This window comes from Propionivibrio soli (assembly GCF_025770765.1).
Lineage (GTDB): Bacteria > Pseudomonadota > Gammaproteobacteria > Burkholderiales > Rhodocyclaceae > Propionivibrio > Propionivibrio soli.
The window spans coordinates 160,584-180,290 of the sequence record NZ_JANZKY010000006.1 but is presented as its reverse complement, the minus strand read 5'-3'; the positions used below and the strand labels follow the sequence as shown (position 1 = coordinate 180,290).

The window sequence follows — 19,707 nt, the reverse complement described above, 5'->3', positions numbered from 1 at the left end:
GAACGGCAAGGCTAGGCCGCGAGTCCGTAAAGCCGGGCGCTTCTATCGCGGCTAGAGGCTTTCCCACATTTTCTGCAAACGCTTTACGGAGACGGGTGCGGGGGTACGTAGCTCCTGCGCGAACAATTGCACGCGCAGCTCTTCAAGCAGCCAGCGGAACTGCTCGACCTGCGGGTTGGCAATACCCTGCTTGGCGAGCACGTTGGCCCGGCGCTCGTAGTTCGTCCACAACGGCGAATACTCGGTCATCAACTGCGCATCGCGCGACGGATTTGCCTTCAGCTTGTCGAGGCGCAAGCCAATGGCTTTGAGATAGCGCGGAAAGTGTTGCAAGCGCTCAAACGGCGTACCGGTGACAAAACGCTTGCTCACCAGCCGCGCAAGCTGCTTTTCAATGTCCTGCACGGCGGCCGCATGCATCTTGAATGCCGTCAGCTTCTTTTGAACGGATAGCCACTCGCCGAGAATCTGGCCGATCAGCCGTGAAATCTCCTGCGCCAGCAAGCCGAGGCGCGGCTTGGACTCGGCGCAGCGCTGACGGAAGCTCGCGGCATCGCTCGGCCACGGTTCGGCAAGGCAGGCGCGGGCAAAGGCAACGTCGAGAAGTTGCTGACGCAACTCGTCCTGCGACCCCAGCGTCATGTACTGCATCGCCATCTGCGTGAGATTCGGCAGGTTCTTCTCGAAGTATTTGAGCTGCTCTTTGAACTGCAATCGGAACAAGCGCAACAATCCGGCGCCGTGAACTTCGCGCGCCTCGTCCAGCGTATCGAACACACGTAGCGACACCGAGTCTCGATCATCGTGCAACGCCGGATACCCGATCACGCGTTGGCCCGCGACTTCCACCTCCATGAGTTCCGGCAGCTCGCCGAAGGTCCAGTCCGTCATGCCCGCGTATTCGGACGGCGTCTCGTGCAGGTCAGAGAACTCCTGCTTGGCCTGTCCGCCCCACTCCGCACGCAGCTCGCCCAGATTGCGACTCATGCCGAGTTGCCGCCCGTGTTCATCAACGAGCTTGAAGTTGAAAGCGAAATGCGCCGGCAAAGCATCCGGGCGAAAGGCATCCGGCGTGATTTCCCAACCCCGCGCATTGAGGCCACGCGTTTGCAGGATGTAGTGGACCAACACCGGAACCAGCCCTTTGTCCGAAGCCGGTACAGCAGCAACGAACTCGGCGGCAAATTCAGGAACGGGAACAAGTTTGGAGCGTATCTTCTGCGGCAAGGTCTTGACGAGTTGCACGACCTTTTCCTTGAGCAGGCCTGGGACCAACCACTCGCAGCGGCACAGCGGAATCTGATTGAGTTGGGCGAGCGGCACGGTCACTGTTACGCCGTCTTTCGGCGATCCCGGCTCGAAGTGATACGAGAGCTCGAAGTCGACGCCGCCGAGCTTGATGTGCGGCGGAAAGGCGTCGGTCGTGACTCCGGCGGCCTCGTGCCGCATCAGGTCTTCACGCTTGAGATACAGCAGCTTCGGGTTATCGCGTTCGGCTTCCTTGCGCCACTTGTCGAAATCGACACCGTTCGTGACGCCCTCGGGAATGATCCGGTCATAGAAGGCGACGATCAGCTCATCGTCGACCAGCACGTCGGGCCGGCGCGACTTGTGCTCCAGCGTCTCGATGTCGAGCATCAGCTGATGATTGTGGGTGTAGAACCCCCACCGGCGCGCATACTCATCGGCGATCTCGCCGCCGACCAGCCCTTCCCGTATGAAGAGTTCGCGCGCTTCGGCCAGATTCATCGGACCGTAATTCACGCGCTTTCTCGGATTGACGACGATGCCGTAAAGCGTGGAGCGCTCGAAGGCCACGGCCTGCATCGCCTTCTTCTCCCAATGCGGATCGAAGTAGCTCTTCTTGATCAGGTGCGCCCCGACCTTCTCCAGCCACTCGGGTTCGATACGGGCAACGCAGCGCGCGAAAAGTTTGGTCGTCTCGGTGATCTCGGCGGCGGCGATCCACTTGCCGGCTTTCTTGACGAGCGCCGATCCTGGGTGGATCAGGAATTTAATCCCGCGCGCGCCAAGATAATGCCCGGAGTCCTCCGATTTGCAGCCAATGTTGCCGAGCAAGCCTGAGAGCAAGGCGCGGTGGATAGCATCGTAGGTGGCCGGGCTAGCGGGCGCCAGGCGGGGTCGTGCCAAGTCGGAAGGCTCACTATGTGCCGAGTTCCCGGAACGTGCCGGAGCCACCTTCTTTTGGGCAGACACGTCCGGCCCCAAGCCTTTGATCCAGCCGTGTTCGGTTGCCACGGCATGCAACTGAGTGTGGACGTCGTGCCACTCGCGCATACGCAGCGCCGACAGGAAGTTGGCATGGCAAGCCTGCACTAGCTTACGTTGCGATTTTTTGTGCTCCAGCTCACCTTCGTACCATTGCCAGAGTTTCAACCAGGACAGGAACTCGGATTTCTCGTCGGCGAATTTCTTGTGCGCCGCGTCGGCCGTACCCTGCTTTTCCTGGGGGCGCTCGCGCGGATCTTGAACGGTGAGCGCGGCAGCGATGACCAGCAGCTCGGAGAGGCAGTCTTCCTCCCGCGCAGCAACGATCATGCGCGCTACGCGCGGGTCCAGCGGCAGCTTGGCGAGTTCCTGCCCGACCGGTGTTAGTGCCCGCTCTTCGGTCACCGCGCCCAGTTCCAGCAACAACTGGTACCCGTCGGTAATCGCCTTGGGCGGTGGTGGTTCGATGAATGGGAATGACTCAACGTCGCCGAGCCGTAGCGACTTCATGCGCAGGATGACGCCCGCAAGCGACGAACGCAGGATCTCCGGGTCTGAATATGCGGGCCTGCGCGCGAAGTCTTCTTCGTCGTAAAGGCGAATGCACACCCCCGCGGCCACCCGTCCACAGCGCCCTGCACGTTGATTGGCGGACGCCTGTGCAACCTTCTCGACCTGCAACTGCTCGACCTTGTTGCGATAGGAATAGCGCTTGACGCGCGCTAGTCCCGAATCGACTACGTAACGGATGCCGGGGACGGTCAACGAGGTTTCGGCAACGTTGGTTGCCAGCACGATGCGCCGTCCTTGATGCGACCTGAAGATACGCGATTGCTCTTCCGCGGAAAGCCGGGCGAACAACGGCAGGATTTCTGTCGGCGTGTGGGCACCGCCACCCCGGCCGAACGTATGCTTGCGCAGAGCTTCGGCCGCATCGCGGATTTCACGCTCGCCAGGCAGGAAGACGAGGATGTCACCGGGTCCGATGCGATTGAGCTCGTCGCAAGCATCGACGATCGCGTCATAAAGATCGCGCTCGTCGTCCTCCTCTGCTTCCTCCGTCTGTACTGGGCGATAGCGGACTTCCACCGGGTACAGGCGACCGGAGACCTCGATCACCGGGGCGGTTTTTCCATTGCTGGCGAAGTGCTGCGCGAAGCGTTCGGCATCGATCGTCGCCGAGGTGATGACGACTTTCAAGTCCGGACGCTTCGGCAGCAACTGTTTGAGGTACCCGAGCAGGAAATCGATGTTCAGGCTCCGCTCGTGCGCCTCGTCGATGATCAGCGTGTCGTACTGCGCAAGAAAGGGATCGCCCTGCGTCTCCGCCAGCAGAATGCCGTCCGTCATTAATTTTACGTACGACTGCGGCGAGGTGCGATCGGTAAAGCGAATCTTGTATCCCACGAGCCGGCCGAGTTCGCTTTCCAGTTCCTGTGCGATGCGCGCCGCCGTCGAACGCGCCGCGATACGCCGCGGTTGCGTGTGACCGATCTGGCCCGTCGTGCCGCGCCCAAGCTCGAGGCAGATCTTCGGCAACTGCGTCGTTTTGCCCGATCCCGTCTCACCGCAAACGATCACCACCTGATGCTTCTCGATCAACTCGGCGATCTCGCCTCGGCGCTCGTTGACCGGAAGCTCAGCAGGGAACTTCGGACGAGGAAGATTTTCACGCCGTACAGCAACCGCCGCACGCGACTTCTCGATGAGCCGCTCTAACTCGGTTTGCGCCGCATCCTTCCGCGCGCCGAACAGATGACGCAGGTCGCGCGCCAACGAACGCAAGCGGCGCTGATCAGCAGCCAGGCAATCGGCAAACTCCGGTTTTCGCGTCAAGGGCTACGAGGGCGGCTTGAAGGCCGCGGATGAGGGATGAATCAAGCTATCGATTCTAGCAAACCAGCCTGGGACCGCCCATGCCTTTGTACCGGCATCGAATTACCTGCTACGCGGACAGGTCATTGGAACGATGATGGTCGGACCGATCGGATTCTCTGCACCAATCGGCAAATGGCGGGGAACACGCAGACAGACGCCGTCGCGAAAACGCACGACGCGGGTGCCGTCCGTCAGCGTTTCTTCGCGGAATCCGTCTTCGGGATGCCCGAGCCGCTTGGCAAGCGCTTGCAGTACGGGGCGGTCCGAGTCGTCCGGCACCGGAACCGGCGTCGGGACGACTGACGGACCGCGATGCTCGCTGGACGTGCCCAATGACCTCGCCTGGCGCCGCAGCTCATCCATATCGAAATGCGGCCCGCTTGGCGGCACCTCCGCACCCGGCTCGCTTGCCGGCGCCGAAAGTGAGGGATTCGCCGTGATTTGCCTCGCTTGGTTTCGCAGCTCGCCCTTGGCGCGAGGAGCTACGCCCTGACTAGGGTTCCGGGCGGCCTTTGCGCGCTCGAAGGATACCGGCTTCGATTCCGCAACCGGCTTGGTCTGCGTCGGAGCAGGTATCAACCGTAGGCGAAGGGCTGGGGTCGGAGCCGCCGGGCGTCCCGGAGCAGCCCGCTGAGTCACGAACAGCGCAGCACCGTGGATCAGAAGCGATGCGGCGAGCGCATAGCGGAAAGCGCTGAAACCGCCAGTTCGCGCGTCATGAGCTGCTGTGGTCGCCGCCGTGATCCATGCAGCGCCGTCAGGCCGACTCGTCATTTCCGGCACCCTCGGCCGGAACGTATTCGAGAAGCTCTCCTGGCTGGCAGCGCAGATGGAGGCAAATCGCTTCGAGTGTCGAGAAACGTACGCCTTTGACCTTGCCGCTCTTAAGCAACGAAAGGTTCTGTTCGGTGATGCCGACTTTTTCCGCCAGCTCCTTTGAACGCATCTTGCGCCGCGCCAGCATGACGTCTAGATTGACGATGATCGGCATGGGCTAAACGATCTCCGCGTTCTCGGCCTGCATCTTCTGGGCTACCCGCATTACCGAACCGAGCATGAAAACGATGCCGGTGACGAGGACCATCAGCAGATCGTCCGAGCTGATACCGACGGTGATGAAGCGCTTTCCCGGCGGTAACGTTATAGCCAGGGCCAAACCGAGAAGCGTGGAATGCAACCAATTGAGCGCCGTCGTAACCGCCAGGGTGAGCCCGAGGCGGCGGTAGGCGACAAGGACGGTTTCGGTGAACAACCCGCCTCGAGCGTATTCCCGACAAATCGCGGCCACGCAGAGCAACGCTACCGCCACACCGCTCGTGGGCAGAAGCGCAACGATGGCTCCCAACACGCGCTGCTGCCCGTTCCAAGCGACATTGGCAAGGGCGTTGCCCATATTATTGGGAACCGGGAGCAGGGAGGCATCGAAAAACGCGAACTGTACGATGACCGCGAGTGGAATCGTTGCGGCCAACAAGAATGCGAAACGGGATAGGCGCCGAGCAGACACAGGTAATGCGCCACGCGTCATGCCCGGCCTTTGCCGAACAGCAGTGTTCATAGCACTCTCCAATAAAAAATTGCCGTTTTATTTTAACAAATTAAATCTTCGCGGCAATCTTTCTCGGAGTATTCACCTATAAACCTGGACGCCACCGCGACTCGGTCACGCCCAGCCTGCTTGGCGGAATAGAGCGCTTGGTCGGCAGCGGCGATCAATGCGCCGCACGTGCCACCGTGCGCGGGGAAGGTGGCGACACCGGCGGACAACGTCGCGGCCAGCACCGTGCCGCCGTACACGATGCGCTCTTCGGCAAACGCCACACGCCACTGCTCGGCGCGCTCCACGGCTTTGTCGAGCGGCATATTGGGCAAGACGAGCAGGAATTCTTCCCCGCCGTAGCGGCACGGCAGGTCGGCGCTACGCGCGCCTTTACGGATCAAGTCGCCGATGCGCTTGATAACCTCATCGCCGGCGGGGTGGCCGTGCGTGTCGTTCAATTGCTTGAAGCGGTCGATATCGATCATCACCAGCGACAGCGGCAGACTTTCGCGCCGCGCACGTGAAAGCTCGCGTTCCAGCGACTCATCGAGATAGCGCCGGTTGAAGAGTCCGGTCAATGGATCGCGGATCGTCTGTTCGCGCAGCATCTCCTGGTTCTGGCGACGCTCAGTCGCGTCTCGGGTGACGCCGATGTAGCCGGCAATCTGCCCGGAGTGGTCGTGGATTGGGGTGGAATTGATCTCAACCCAGACGAGGCCGCCGTCCTTGCAAACCATCTCGACTTCGAAGCTTGTCGCCTTTTCACCGCCGGCAAGATGCGGCAACAGCGGCATCGCCCGTTCAAGAGCCGGGAGCCCGGACGGCGCGATAAGCTCCCTGAATGGCCGTCCGATGACCTCTTCGCGGGCGTAGCCGCGCATGCGCTCGTCGGCGCGGTTCACGTATGTGAACCTAAGCTCGCGGTCCACCTGCCAGACGACATCCTGCGTGCTCTCGGTAATGAAGCGAAGACGCTGTTCGCTTTCACGCAGCGCTTTCTCGACACGTTTTTGCGCGTCGATGTCGGTAATCATGCCAACGACCCACATTTGCCGACCGTCCTTGTCTTCGACGGTCGACGTCGCCATAAGACCCCAGAACATGCGGCCATCCTTGCGCACGAACCGCCGCTCCTGCGTATGCGACGTGATATCGCCGTTCAATAGCGCGCGAAACAGCGCTTCGAGCGAGTCCGCCTCGTCGGGATGCGCGATGTCGCGGGCCTTCAATCGGCCGCGCACTTCCTGGCGGCGGTATCCGAACATGCGACACCAATGGCGGTTGACGTCGACATGCAGCGAAGCACGATCGGCCAGGAGGACACCGACGCCGGCATTGTTGAGGATGGCGTTCAGTCGGCTTCGCTCCTCGACCGCGGCAAATTCCACGTCGCGCCGGCGCGCGACCTCCCGCCGCAAGCGCCAATGCAAGACAAGAGCAATCAAAAGACCGGTGGCCAGGCCGAGGAGCGCCGGTGTCAGGCTGCCGTCGAAGGCCGGCAAGCCCGCGGCTACACTTAGGTCTTCCGCCCCAACCGCACGGCAGGCCGATAACAACAGGCCTTGGGTGAGAACGGCCCGGGAGAGGATGGAAAGCAGGAAGCCGCGCCGCGCCATGTCGTCAGAATACTGGCGCGCGATCATCCGGAGCAGCCGTGCCGGCATGCAAGAATCGATGCCGGAGGTTCATGGCTTTCGACACCACACCCTCCTTTCCTGGGCAGTTTTTGCCTGCTAACTGCGACTGGAATACGTTTTCGGTCTCTCTCTGGCGGTATTGCCGTATCGAACGGGTAAAATAGTTCTCTTCCGAACATAGGATAGTACCGTGAGTAAGGCCGAAAAAGATAAACCCGCTATGTCCGCAGGGGATTCCAGCGCCGCGACGGCGACCAATTTCATCCGCAACATCGTCGACGCCGACCTCGCGGCCGGCAAACACGTCCAGCGTCGCTGGTCGGGCAAACCGGGCTTGGCGGCGCAACAGTTGGCCGGCCCGCTCGATCCGGCCAAGATCAGGACGCGCTTCCCGCCCGAGCCGAACGGCTATCTGCATTTCGGACACGCCAAGTCAATCTGCCTGAACTTCGGCTTGGCGCGGGATTACGCTGGCCGCTGCCACTTGCGTTTCGACGATACGAACCCGGAAAAAGAGGAGAAGGAATACGTCGATTCGATCGTCGACGCCGTGCGTTGGCTCGGTTTTTCGTGGAGCGACGACAAGGAGAACAACCTCTACTACGCTTCCGACTACTTCGACTGGATGTTCGCCTGCGCCGAATACCTGATCGAAGCCGGCTTGGCCTACGTAGACAGCCAAAGCGCCGACGAAATGCGCGCCAATCGTGGCACGCTCACCGAGCCAGGTAAAGACTCGCCTTATCGCAGCCGCTCAGTCGAAGAGAACCGCGCACTGTTTCATCGGATGAGGGACGGCGAGTTTCCCGACGGCGCGCACATTCTCCGCGCCAAGATCGATATGGCCTCGCCCAACATCAATTTGCGCGACCCAGCCATCTACCGCATTCGCCACGCAACGCATCACAACACCGGCGACAAATGGTGTGTCTACCCGATGTACACCTTCGCCCACCCGATCGAAGACGCGCTCGAGAACATCACGCACTCGATCTGCACGCTCGAATTCGAGGATCAGCGACCGTTCTATGACTGGCTGCTGGACCACCTTGCCGAAGGCGGACTCCTGCAACGTCCGGTTCCGCAACAGATCGAGTTCTCGCGGCTCAACCTCACCTACGTGGTACTGTCCAAGCGTAAGCTCATTCAGCTCGTGGAAGAGAAGCACGTCTCCGGTTGGGATGACCCGCGCATGCCGACGCTGGTCGGCGCCCGACGCCGTGGCTACACGCCCGAGGGCTTCCATCTCTTTGCCGAACGCATCGGCGTTTCCAAAGCCGACTCGTTGATCGACTACGTGCTGTTCGAAGACGCGATGCGTGAAGTACTCAACGAATCAGCAGAACGCCGCGTCGCCGTGCTTGCCCCGCTGAAACTGATTATCGACAACTACCCCGCCGGCCAGAGCGAGGAGTGCGTCGTTCATAACCACCCGTTCAAGCCGGAACTCGGGACGCGCGTTATGCCGTTCAGCCGCGAACTGTGGATCGAACGCGAAGACTTCATGGAAGAGCCAAGCAAGGGCTATCGCCGCCTATTCCCCGGCAACATGGCCCGGCTTCGCCATGGCTACGTGGTCAAATGCATCGGCTGCGACAAGGATGCGAGCGGCAACGTCACGGCCGTTCATTGCGAGTACCTGCCCGATACCAAGAGCGGCACCCCCGGCGCCGACAGCGTAAAGGTCAAGGGCAACTTGCACTGGGTTTCGGTGGAACATGCCTACCCTGCCGAAGTGCGCCTATACGATCGCCTCTTCGCCAGCCCGTCGCCTGGGTCCGGCGACCGTAACTTCCTGGACGATCTCAACCCGGACAGCGTCAAGCTCATTACGGCCCAACTCGAGCCGGCATTGAAGGCCGCCAAGCCGGAAGAGCGGTTCCAGTTCGAACGTCATGGCTACTTCGTTGCCGACCGGTTCGACTCGAAAGATGGCTCCCCGGTGTTCAACAGGACGGTGACACTCAAGGATTCCTGGGGGAAAGGCGCAAAGTAGCGACGCGTGAGGAACGAAGTGGCGCGGCCGTCTCGCCAGGGACGAGGGGATTAGCGCCCCTTAGCTTTCCCCGGCTGGATTGCGCTCGCGCGGCAAGGTGACGCGGAACACCGTCCCCTTGCCCTCCTCGCTTTTCACGTCGAGCTTTCCCTTGTGCTGCTGCACGATGCCGTAGGCAAGCGACAAGCCAAGCCCGGTTCCCTTACCCACCGGCTTCGTGGTGAAGAAAGGCTCGAATATGCGGTGCATATGCTCCGCCTTGATGCCCTTGCCGGTGTCTTCGACCTCCACCCACACCGCATTCGCATCAAACCCCGTGCGCACCGTTATGACGCCGCGCTCCTCGATCGCTTGCGCCGCATTGATGAGCAGGTTCATGAAGACCTGATTCAATTGCGAGGCGATGCATTCGATTTCAGGCACACCGGCGTATTCCCTCCTGACTTCGGCTTTGTACTTGAGTTCGTTCCAGACGATATTGAGCGTGCTTTCCAGGCCGCTCTCGAGATTGGCCACATGCCATTCGGATCGGTCTGCTCGAGAAAAATCGCGCAGGTTGTCGACGATCTTCTTCACACGCCCGACACCTTCGAGCGACTCGGCGATCAATTCCTGGATATCCTTTTGCAGGAACGTGAAATCCACCTCGGATTTCGTTTGCCGAATGGTTTCCAACAAATCCGGATAGCCAGAAAGAACCCGCTCCGCTCGTTCGTAAACTGAGATCACAGCCAGCAGCGCGTGAACCTGGGATTTCAGCGACCCCAGGTTTGAATTGACGAAGCCGATCGGGTTATTGATCTCGTGCGCCACGCCCGCGGCAAGCTGGCCGATGGATGCCATCTTTTCGGACTGCAACAGCTGGCTATGCGCCGTTTCGAGATTCTTGTTCAGTACCTCAAGGTCCTCAAAGGCCTTGAGCAGCGCCGCGCGGTTCTCCTTGCGTTCCGAAACGTCGCGCACGACGACAATCGCACTCGTGCCGTCCTCAGGTTCGGGCAGCGGAACCGCCGACATCTCGACGTCGATCGGGTTTCCGTCCTTGTTCCAAAAAACGTCTTCGACGAAGTAAATCGCCCCCCCTTTGTCGAGCCAAGCGAGTTGGCTCTCGTTACCCGGGTACGGCCGTCCATCACGTCGTTTCGGCTGCAAGAGGTCGTGGATGTTACGGCCCGCCAGTTCGTCATACCTGTAGCCGAGGATCACGAGCGCGGCGGGGTTGGCGTAGGTAATGTTCCGATCGCCGTCGATGCCGAGAACGCCCTCGGACATCGTATCCAATGCCAAGGCGGCGGCATGCTGGCCGATCGGCCTACGAGACTCGTCCATGATCATAGCGACACCTGCTGTCCCGGCCGGCGCTGACGCTCGACCATATCGAGAAACGCGTATTCGATCTCCCTCCCGAACGATCGGCATAAGCCTTGATAGACAGGCTCGAGCAAATCCCTGAAGGGCTTCGGATCAGGACGGGAGATTTCCATTCCGTGCGCGGAGAACTCCGCGAGCTGTTGCGTCTCTTGCTCGCGAACCAGTTGGCGCATCAGGAGAGCCGCCCGCCGCGACTCATCGCGCAAGATTTCCTGATGATCCAGCGACAAGCTTTCGAGAGAACTAGTCCTCACGATATGGACGATCGTCCCGTACGTGTAGTTGAGAAGGCTGAGATACTTCTGCGAACGAAACAGACCGAGCGCATGAATCACCGCCACCGGGTTTTCCTGGCCGTCAATCAGCGAGTACCGGATGGCGCGCGAGAGCTGCTCATACTCGACGAGCGCGGGAGTGGCCCCCAGCGCCAGAATCGACTCTTGGCACAGCGGCGTCGTCGGCACCCGGATCTTCAAACCCCGCATATCATCCGGCCGGAGGATAGGATGCCGCGAATTCGATATCTGCCGGAAACCCCACTCCCACGACCCAAGGTAGCTGATGCCAAGCCGGCCGAGCGCGGGCCGCACCTTGTCCGAGAATTCCCCATCGAGAACCCGGTCGGCATGCGCATGATCGTCGAAGGCGAACGGTGAGCCCACGCACCCGAACCATGGCGAGCAATGGTTCAATCGGTCGTGTGCCGGCAAGGCCATATCGGCTTTGCCTTCCATGACGGTACTGACGAGCGCGGGTTGGTTGACCAGCTTGTTGATGGGCAACGTGGCGATCGTCACTTGGCCGTCCGTGCGAGTCGCCACCCTATCGGCAAATTGGCGTACAGCAGTTCGCGCTGCCGGCGTGCTGTCGGGAAAAACGAGAAGAAGGCTTTTGAACTTGGTCATCCACACCGCCGGGATCGATGCGAAGGTTCTCGGAACCAAGGACGTCGACGAACGCCTGCGGTTTGTGAAGACCGCGCTGAAGCGCTCGCGTACCCCCAACGCAACTTCGTCGGGACCGTAGCCCGCCGCGCGCGACCCTCCAACGACACGCGGTGAAGTCATGCGATGCGGCCAGTATCCTTAGCCGACCGCTCTTCGTCAACGCAGCCTGGCCTCTCTTTGCCCGCTGCCTCTAGTGCTCGGGACGTACTATTTCCGACAGGGCGGAAGCGATGGCCGCCGAACCTTCAGGGCGAACTACGCGCGCGATTTCCCGTCCGTCGCGCAGGAAGACGAGTGTCGGCCAGAGCTTGATGCGAAAGGACCGGCCGAGCGGACGGCCACGTCCATCTTCCACCTTGATATGGCAAACCTGCGGAAAGGCAGAGAACGCCTCCTCCACCAAAGGCCGCGCGGCAAGACAATAGCCGCACCATGGCGCGCCGAACTCGATGACCAGCGGCCCGGGCTGCCCATCAATTTCAGCGCGACTCGGTTCCGCGCCGACAAATTCAGTTGAGAATCCCACGATATCCTCCTAACCGAAAGAACGAGCTTACGCTTGGAGCACTTTGGGTCGCACTACGTTCGGCCTTTCTTCCTAGGGCGGTCTGGCATAATTCCGCCGTAGCCGCATCTTCTGCAGAGAAAAACGTAACCGTTTTCGTCCGACCATATGGCGCACAGTGAAGACGAGTGCCGAGGGATCAGCCGATCGGGACCGCAGACCTGGGGACATGCCCGGCTGGACGCAATACGCACAAACATATCCGAGGAAAACCATGACCTTCATCGAATCGCTGAGCGCCGCCTGGAACATTAACAATTCGCTGCTCTGCGTCGGGCTTGATCCTGATCCAGCCAAGTTTCCCGCTCATCTGAAAGGAAAACCCGACGCGATCTTCGAGTTCTGCAAGGCGATCGCCGATGCCACCGCGGATCTTGTCTGTTGTTTCAAACCGCAAATCGCTTACTTCGCGGCTCATCGGGCGGAAGACCAGCTTGAAGCGCTGATTAGCCATATCCACGCCAGGCATCCCGGCGTGCCGGTCATCCTTGACGCCAAGCGTGGCGATATCGGCAGCACGGCGGAACAGTATGCCAAAGAGGTTTTCGAACGCTATAAGGCGGATGCGATCACCGTCAACCCGTACATGGGCCGCGACTCGGTCGAGCCGTACCTGGCGCACCGGGACAAAGGCGTCATTCTTCTGTGCCGGACATCGAACCCTGGCGGCAGCGATTTGCAGTTTCTCGACGTCGGGACGCCGAGCAAGCCAGAGAAGCTATACGAACGGGTCGCGCGGCTCGTGTCGACTGAGTGGAATCCCCACGGACAATGTGCGCTCGTCGTCGGGGCCACCTTCCCTGGAGAAATCGCCCGCGTGCGAGAAATCGTCAGCGACATGCCGCTCCTCGTGCCCGGCATCGGCGCTCAAGGAGGCGATGTCGAGGCCACGGTATATGCAGGCCGTACTGCCGCAGGCACCGGTCTGATAATCAATTCGTCGCGAGCGATTCTGTACGCGGGGAAGACCGAGACGTTCGCCAACGATGCCCGGCGTGCGGCGCAAGAAACCCGCGACCTGATCAATCGCTATCGGTAGCTGGCTCAAGGGAAGCGGCAGAAAGGGCACCTCAACGCCGACGCGGGAACGATACGCTGTCGCGCGTCGGAGCCGCGTTGGTGCCGTTTCCTCATGTAACGCGGTCCCCGGAGAGACTCGCTCGGATAGGCTAGAGCGCGATCGGCTTGCCCTGCTCCGCCGACTCGTAAAGTGCGCGAACAAGCGCAACGGCGTTGCGTGCCGCATCGCCTCCGATCGGCATCGGCGAGCCAGTGCGTAAGGCGACGATCATCTGCTCGATCTGCCGCTGGTGCCCTTCGAAACCGATGATATTCGACGCTCCGGCTCCCGTCGCCGCCGTGTTCTTCGCGGCACTGGCGAGGATTTCGGCGTCTTCCGGAAGGCGGTCCCGAAACTCCCAACGGACGACCTTCTCGTCTTCCAAAGCCACCGACCCCAGTTCGCCACAGATTTCAATGCGACGCTCCCAACCCGGGAAGGCAGCGGTCGTCGCCTCGATCGTTCCCAGAGCTCCGTCCGGAAAGCGAAGCGCGGCACAGGCGGTGTCCTCGGCCTCGATCCCCTGATGCACACGCCGCGTTTTCCACGCGAAGATTTCGGCCGGCATTCCGGCGAGCCATTGCAGTAGATCGACGGCATGAATCGATTGGTTGATTACGGCACCGCCGCCGTCGATGGCCAACGTCCCTTTCCAACCCGAGTAGTACTGAGCACTGCGGTGCCACTTGATGTAGGCGCTGCAGAGGCATAACCGCCCAAAGCGCCCGGCGTCGAGAGCTTGCTTCAGGTGCTTGACGCCTTCGGTAAAGCGCGCCTGGAAGATGCATTCGACCGCCACTCCAGCTCGTTTCGCCGCCTCTAGCATCGCGTCGACACGCGGAAGACTGATCTCCAAAGGTTTCTCGACGAGCAGATGCTTGCCAGCTTCGATCGCCTGAAGTGCTGGCTCAAGGTGCGCGCCGCTCGGCGTAAGAATGCAGACGACCTGCATATCGCGGCGTGCGAAGAACTCCGCCGGATCCGCCGTCGCTACCGGGATTCCGTGCATCGCGGCGAATTCGCGCGCTTTTTCTTCACTGCGTCCGAGGACACTCACCACTTTCACGTCGTGCGACTTGGCAAGCGCCGTAATGGCCGCCGCATGGTTATGAGCAATGACGCCCGTTCCAACGAGACCAAAACCAATCTGCCCTTTTAATTTCTCCATCACCAATCACCTTTCCTGCAAGAAGCCGACCATCGTAGGAAGCACGCTTTTCCTTGGCAAGCGATGCGTTTTTCGCATACCGCAACCCGGAGACTCCGCCAATCCGCTAGACTTGCGGGTTGCCGCGGTTCGCGGCCTTTTCTCGTCCTCGCCCGTCATTACTGGACTGGCAATCTGGCCGATCCAAACACCAAGAATAAGCCATGGAACTCGTTGCGCGCATCATCGGAATTATCACCCCGGTACTTATTATTTCTGCGATGGGATACGCCTATGCGCGCATCAGCCGACCGGATATGACGTGGGTGAACCGTCTGAGTACCGACCTTCTGTACCCCTTGCTGATCTATACGGCGATGGCGTCAAAGGACTTCCACATCGTCACCTATCTCCCGCTTATCGGAGGCGCACTCTTAGTCATGGCCGGGTCCGGGCTGCTGGCATGGTGGATCGCCCGGTTGCTCAACTACAATCCCCACGCCTTCATCCCGTCAATGGTATTCACCAACGTGGCGAACATGGGCTTGCCGCTGACCTTGTTTGCCTTCGGGCAGGAGATGCTGCCCGCGGCCGTCTCGCTATTCATGATCTTCAGCCTCGTGCATTTCACCATCGGCATTCGCATCTGCGCGCCGCACGCCAGCGTGAAGGGGATTCTTCGTGGGCCTATGCTGTGGGCAATGATCGGCGGTGTTGCATCAAGCCTGGTCGGCTTTTCATTGCCCGAATGGCTCGCCGCCAGCACTCGGATGCTCGGCGATGCGGCAATCCCGCTCGGACTCTTTACCGTCGGCGTCGGTTTCGCGTCCTTCCGTGTCGAACGTTGGAGTATCGGCCTCGTCGGCGCTGTCCTCTGCCCAATTTCCGGCCTCATCATTGCTTGGCCGTTAGCGCAAGTGCTTGGTCTCTCCAAGCCGATGCAGGGCGTTCTGATCCTTTACTCGGCACTACCCCCGGCGGTGATGAACTACATCTTTGCGGACCGTTATCAGCAGGATCCGGGGCTGGTTTCGGCGATCGTCGTTGTCGGAAATATCGCCTCGATCCTGTTCGTACCCGTCGCCCTTTACCTGTCTCTTTGACGCCATCGAAGGCGCAATGCGTGCTTCACCACTCACTGAGACCCGGTCACTGAAGCCCAGGCCTCGGCAAACAGTTGCTTGACCGACTCGTTTTCCAACCCTTTGCTCGGAAGAAGGTAGCTTCGGATCGCCCATGGATATGGCGACTCGTCCCCAGTGGAGGGAACGAGCAGAACCCGGGGGCGACGCGGAGCAAAGGCGGCAAGCAGGCGCTCCTTATATTTTTCGAAGTCGACTCCAGCCGCCATCAGTGTTCGCTGGTCGACCAGAATGTGTTGCAGCGTGGGCATCATGTCTTTTGCGAAGAACGGCAGCGCCATTAAGTGGCAGAAGGAGCGATGATACCTGTTGCCCCGCGATCTTTCGCCTGCCGGATGCTTCGCCGAACACTGACTCTTTCCCTACCACCGTTGCCCTGACACATGAACCGACATAATGGAAAAGCCCCTATTCCGAAGAATCAGGGGCTTTTTTTGCATGGTGGGCCCGCAGGGACTCGAACCCTGGACCAAAGGATTATGAGTTTGCTACTAATGCGCTGTGCCTAGGCAAAACAAGCAAATGCGAGCGCAATCAATGAAAACGGAACGTATATACGTGACAGTAACTTATCGTACTTTGGCGAAGGCGTCCAAACATGATGACTGTACCGTAGCTGTACCGCACGAGATCACGGATTAGGGCCGATCACAACGACAGGCGGCCGAAGCTTCGAGCATCTCTCAGCCCTTGAGCATGCCAGATGTCGGACCACGAGCTAGACCGCATCGTGGCCTTGGCCCTAGACGGACATCCCGGCGTCTCGGCAATCTCAAATTGCGACCGTGGAAAGGAACGGACAGCGCCATAAGGAAGGACCATTTAGAAGTGAAGCTGCAGAGTTTGGTCTGTACAGGATAGGCGCCGCTGGAGGCGGCGCAGCATGCCGTCTAGTCCGAGTGGCATGCGGCTTACCATCGCTATGCCGGCGGCGACAGCCGGAGATTACTGGCCATCAGCCCGTCTCCAGCGACGAACATTGGCTTCTGACCGAAAACGACGAGTTGTATGCTCGATGCCAAGCGAGCGATGATGTAAACCAACGCTGGGCCTTTGTTATACTCCCACGCGAGCATGCCATTCACATGGTCTGTGGATACTTCGCCAACTGTACAAAGGGGGGTACTATGGGAAGCACAGGTTCTGGCCACTTTTCCGACTATTCTGGGTCAAAAAAGAACGATAGCGCGGGTCAGGGTGCCGGAGGTGGTTCGAGCGGCGTCGATAAATGCCAACAAGCATTCTCATGCGTTTTGGAGGAAGTGGCTCAGTGCGCCTATTACGCGCAGTCGAAAGCGGTTCCTGCTCCTGGCTCTGAGTTCAGCATTGTGTTCGATAAACGTATCTTCGCCGTGGATGCCAATGGAATCAAGGTTGGTGCACTTCCCACATCATTAAATTATCTTGCCTCATGCCTTGCAAGTGGGGTTAGGTACGCTGGGGTCGTCAGATCTTCGACAGTTGCACCAGTGCCTACAGTTGAAGCCGACTTCGCCCCACAATAACCATGGCCAAGACAGAGGCAGTCTTGATTGTAGGGGAAGTGGTCGTTGACTTCACGCTTCCCCAAGATGGTGCCGACTGCAAGCTACGATTGGGCGGCATCGTTCATGCAGCAAGAGGTCTCTGGGCGGCAGAACAGGAATACTCCGTTGCCGCTTTCTGTCCGCAATATCTTGCCGAAGAGGCGGGGCGCTACCTTGCTTCGCACGGATGTAAAGAGTTCGCTTGGCTGGGTGACATAGTAGGATCGCCGAACGTCATCGTTATTAGTGACCCGACAGAGGTCTCCAATCAAGGTTATGAGGACTTGCTGAGAGATTGCAAGCAAATCAAGCTCCGCGACCCATTCCCGAATCTGGAGGGCTACCAAAAGGTGGTTGTCTTCCCCGGCAAGTTCGATATCAACGCGTTGCTGGAAAGATTTTCTTCCGAAGCGAAGTTTACGTTCGATGTCGCGTATGACGTTAATGACCTTTCTTCGCTTCGAGCTTTCCGAGGGCGCACGCAGGCGATCATTATCTCGACATCGTCTCCACTTTTTTTGGGTAAGAAGAATGTCGAGGATTTGATTGCTGAAGTTAAGACTATTTCACCCGAAGTCTTCTTATTAAAGGAGAACCGCGGCGGAAGCCGACTCTTCAACTTGATGGACGGTAGCGTTGAAGAAATTCCTGCGAGGCTTGGGAAGACGGTCAACTCGGTCGGCGTGGGCGATGTCTACACGGCTGTCATGGCCGGCATGTCAGAAAAAGGCTGGATCGAGGCTGCGTGGCGTGGATGTCAAGCTGCGACGATTTATTCGCAGACCACTTATCCTGACGACCTGAAGCGCGACTTGCAGCGAGACTTCAATCTATCGGTTGAGGCGCTGCGCGCGCTAGGTGGCACTATCTTGCCGTGGCATGAGCGTCAGCAGTTTGCTATTTACCTTGCCGGCCCCGACTTCTCGTATGTCGATAAGACGGAAGTCGACCGCGCGGCTGAGAGCCTCGCATACCACAACTTCAATGTGCGACGCCCCATTATGGAAAACGGAGAGCTTCAGCGACCGGCCAGTCAGGTTGACCTAATTCGCACCTACCACATGGACTATCAGTTGTTGAAGGAGTGTGAAGCCGTCTTTGCCATTCCACTCGGTCGTGACCCCGGTACCTTGGTTGAGATTGGTATCGCAATCGCATTGGGCAAGCCGGTTATCACCTTTGACCCACGGAACGAGAACAACAACACAATGCTCGTTGTCGGAAGTTCTGTATACTCAGCGAACCTTGATGAGTGCCTGAATGGTACCTTCGACGCAATAGCTAGATTGAGAGCTAACCCGACATGAGAAAAGCACTTCTCCTGGCGTCAGGTGGGCTAGACTCAACGACTGTTGGATACCAGCTCGTGTCAGAAAGCGTTGAAGTCATACCCATATTTTTTGACTACGGGCAGCATTGCGTCGAAGTTGAGTGGAGCCGCGTTAACGAAGTGTTGCCAGCGAATATGCACCGACCCGAAAGATATGACATATCGGATATTTTCAGGGGCTCGCAGTCGCGTTTAATCCGCGAGGCAGACCTTTGGAATGAAGAAGTCAAGGATGACGATTTATACATCCCTTACAGGACGATGTTGTTCTTTGCGGCCGCCGCGGCTCGTGCCCAGACCATCGGAGTCCTGGACGTCTACACCGGCTTCATTAACAGTAACCATGCCAAAGAAATCGATTGTACTGCCGCGTTTATGAACGATCTTGACGGGCTTACATCGAGCATCGGTGCCGTTCGTTTCCATTCGCCATTTCGCTACTCATCTAAGGCCGATGTCGCACGCGCGGCAGTCGAACTTGGAGTGCCAATTGGACGAACCTATTCGTGTCAGGCTGCAGGGCAGTTTCCATGCGGAGCATGTCCCAACTGCGTAGAGCGACTCAACGCTTTGAAAGAGGCGGAGCTGGTATGAGCCGGGCTGGAGCGAAAGGGGGATCGATTGAGATTCTGCTTGCAGCGCGTCGTATTGCTGATCACGCAAAAGGTGAAGGTGCGCTTTGGGAGCAGAAAGTCCCGCGAGCCACATGTGAGCACTTGGGAGCGGTTCTTGCCGACTCAGTACTCCAGGCAGGGCTTAACTATGCCAACGTTGTTCGACCGCGAGTGTTAGCCATTCTGCGGACCTATCCGAAAGCAGATACGATTTCGGCCCTACTAAAGCTAATTCAGGAGCGAAGAACTGGCGAGTTCCTGAACTGGCGCCATCATGAGAAAGTGACTCGCTTCGAGACATTGGTCAACTTTTTGGGGGAGTGGGGTATCGAGGGGGTTCAGGATTTGCGAACCAACTTGGCCGCCGAACAGTTCCGTGACGCAATACAGACTATTAACGGGGTCGGTCCCAAGACCGTGGATTACATGGCCTGCCTTGTTGGTATTGACTCTATCGCAGTCGATCGGCATGTGCGCTCATTCGCGAAGACGGTTGGGGTTGAGAACGACGACTACTTCTTTCTGCGAAAGTCGTTCTGTTGCGCCGCCGACTTGCTCATGCTCCCGCGGCGTGAGTTCGACGCCTGGCTATGGCGAAGGGCGACATTTTCTGCCGAGGTCCAGCTTAGCCTAGGTATTTAGGCAACAACCGTTTTATGTCTTTTATACGGGCTGAGCTGCTGTCGCAAGTAATCGACAGATCTTCGGCCTGAGCGGTCTTTCGG

The 19,707-nt window shown here is 59.2% G+C and carries 16 protein-coding genes; 6 read left to right on the top strand and 10 right to left on the bottom strand.

Annotation, left to right across the window (positions count from 1 at the left end; genetic code table 11):
- Positions 1 to 51: 51 nt before the first annotated feature.
- The 5 genes from hrpA to NZ453_RS08750 all read right to left on the bottom strand — a co-directional run bounded on the left by hrpA (position 52) and on the right by NZ453_RS08750 (position 7,311).
- Positions 52 to 4,065: an ATP-dependent RNA helicase HrpA gene (gene hrpA, locus NZ453_RS08770; protein WP_263770141.1), complete on the bottom strand. Its 4,014-nt coding sequence runs from the start codon at positions 4,063 to 4,065 to the stop codon at positions 52 to 54.
- 102 nt (positions 4,066 to 4,167) lie between these two features.
- Positions 4,168 to 4,881 (bottom strand): hypothetical protein, encoded by a 714-nt coding sequence (locus tag NZ453_RS08765; RefSeq protein ID WP_263770140.1) that lies wholly within the window; start codon positions 4,879 to 4,881, stop codon positions 4,168 to 4,170.
- Entirely contained in the window at positions 4,865 to 5,098 is a 234-nt protein-coding gene (locus tag NZ453_RS08760) for a helix-turn-helix domain-containing protein (protein ID WP_263770139.1), read from the bottom strand. Before NZ453_RS08760 ends, NZ453_RS08765 begins: the two co-directional genes overlap by 17 nt.
- A 3-nt stretch (positions 5,099 to 5,101) precedes the next feature.
- Complete coding sequence (locus tag NZ453_RS08755; protein WP_263770138.1) at positions 5,102 to 5,665, bottom strand: DUF2975 domain-containing protein; 564 nt, start codon at positions 5,663 to 5,665, stop codon at positions 5,102 to 5,104.
- A gap of 32 nt (positions 5,666 to 5,697) precedes the next feature.
- Positions 5,698 to 7,311 carry a sensor domain-containing diguanylate cyclase gene (locus NZ453_RS08750; protein ID WP_263770137.1) on the bottom strand — a complete coding sequence of 538 codons (1,614 nt, stop codon included), beginning with the start codon at positions 7,309 to 7,311 and terminating at the stop codon, positions 5,698 to 5,700.
- Between the two features lie 193 nt (positions 7,312 to 7,504).
- On the opposite strand from NZ453_RS08750, the gene NZ453_RS08745 reads away from it, so the two are divergent.
- Entirely contained in the window at positions 7,505 to 9,280 is a 1,776-nt protein-coding gene (locus NZ453_RS08745; RefSeq protein ID WP_263770262.1) for a glutamine--tRNA ligase/YqeY domain fusion protein, read from the top strand.
- A gap of 60 nt (positions 9,281 to 9,340) precedes the next feature.
- On the opposite strand, the gene NZ453_RS08740 is transcribed toward NZ453_RS08745, so the two are convergent.
- From NZ453_RS08740 to NZ453_RS08730, 3 genes are all read right to left on the bottom strand, one after another.
- Positions 9,341 to 10,609, bottom strand: coding sequence for an ATP-binding protein (locus NZ453_RS08740; protein WP_263770136.1), 1,269 nt, complete (start codon positions 10,607 to 10,609; stop codon positions 9,341 to 9,343).
- Positions 10,610 to 10,611: 2 nt separating this feature from the next.
- Positions 10,612 to 11,718, bottom strand: coding sequence for a TRAP transporter substrate-binding protein (locus NZ453_RS08735; RefSeq protein ID WP_263770135.1), 1,107 nt, complete (start codon positions 11,716 to 11,718; stop codon positions 10,612 to 10,614).
- A 70-nt stretch (positions 11,719 to 11,788) separates the two neighbouring features.
- Complete coding sequence (locus NZ453_RS08730) at positions 11,789 to 12,124, bottom strand: thioredoxin family protein (protein ID WP_263770134.1); 336 nt, start codon at positions 12,122 to 12,124, stop codon at positions 11,789 to 11,791.
- Positions 12,125 to 12,377: 253 nt separating this feature from the next.
- Here NZ453_RS08730 and pyrF point away from each other — a divergent pair, with 253 nt between their 5' ends.
- The gene (pyrF, locus tag NZ453_RS08725; protein ID WP_263770133.1) at positions 12,378 to 13,202 is read left to right on the top strand and encodes an orotidine-5'-phosphate decarboxylase; all 825 of its coding nucleotides are present in this window, start codon (positions 12,378 to 12,380) and stop codon (positions 13,200 to 13,202) included.
- A 130-nt stretch (positions 13,203 to 13,332) separates the two neighbouring features.
- On the opposite strand, the gene NZ453_RS08720 is transcribed toward pyrF, so the two are convergent.
- Entirely contained in the window at positions 13,333 to 14,391 is a 1,059-nt protein-coding gene (locus NZ453_RS08720) for a Gfo/Idh/MocA family protein (protein ID WP_263770132.1), read from the bottom strand.
- A 203-nt stretch (positions 14,392 to 14,594) separates the two neighbouring features.
- Between NZ453_RS08720 and NZ453_RS08715 the strand changes: the two genes are divergently transcribed.
- A complete protein-coding gene (locus NZ453_RS08715) occupies positions 14,595 to 15,473 on the top strand; it encodes an AEC family transporter (protein WP_263770130.1) in 879 nt (292 codons plus the stop codon).
- 32 nt (positions 15,474 to 15,505) lie between these two features.
- On the opposite strand, the gene NZ453_RS08710 is transcribed toward NZ453_RS08715, so the two are convergent.
- Entirely contained in the window at positions 15,506 to 15,766 is a 261-nt protein-coding gene (locus NZ453_RS08710; RefSeq protein ID WP_263770129.1) for a hypothetical protein, read from the bottom strand.
- Positions 15,767 to 17,019: 1,253 nt separating this feature from the next.
- Between NZ453_RS08710 and NZ453_RS08705 the strand changes: the two genes are divergently transcribed.
- Genes NZ453_RS08705 through NZ453_RS08695 form a run of 3 tightly spaced genes read left to right on the top strand, consistent with a single transcriptional unit; the run spans position 17,020 to position 19,624 of the window.
- Positions 17,020 to 18,345: a nucleoside 2-deoxyribosyltransferase gene (locus tag NZ453_RS08705; RefSeq protein WP_263770128.1), complete on the top strand. Its 1,326-nt coding sequence runs from the start codon at positions 17,020 to 17,022 to the stop codon at positions 18,343 to 18,345.
- A complete protein-coding gene (locus NZ453_RS08700) occupies positions 18,342 to 18,962 on the top strand; it encodes a 7-cyano-7-deazaguanine synthase (protein ID WP_263770127.1) in 621 nt (206 codons plus the stop codon). Before NZ453_RS08705 ends, NZ453_RS08700 begins: the two co-directional genes overlap by 4 nt.
- Positions 18,959 to 19,624, top strand: coding sequence for an HhH-GDP family DNA glycosylase (locus NZ453_RS08695; protein WP_263770125.1), 666 nt, complete (start codon positions 18,959 to 18,961; stop codon positions 19,622 to 19,624). Before NZ453_RS08700 ends, NZ453_RS08695 begins: the two co-directional genes overlap by 4 nt.
- The last annotated feature ends 83 nt before the right edge of the window (positions 19,625 to 19,707 follow it).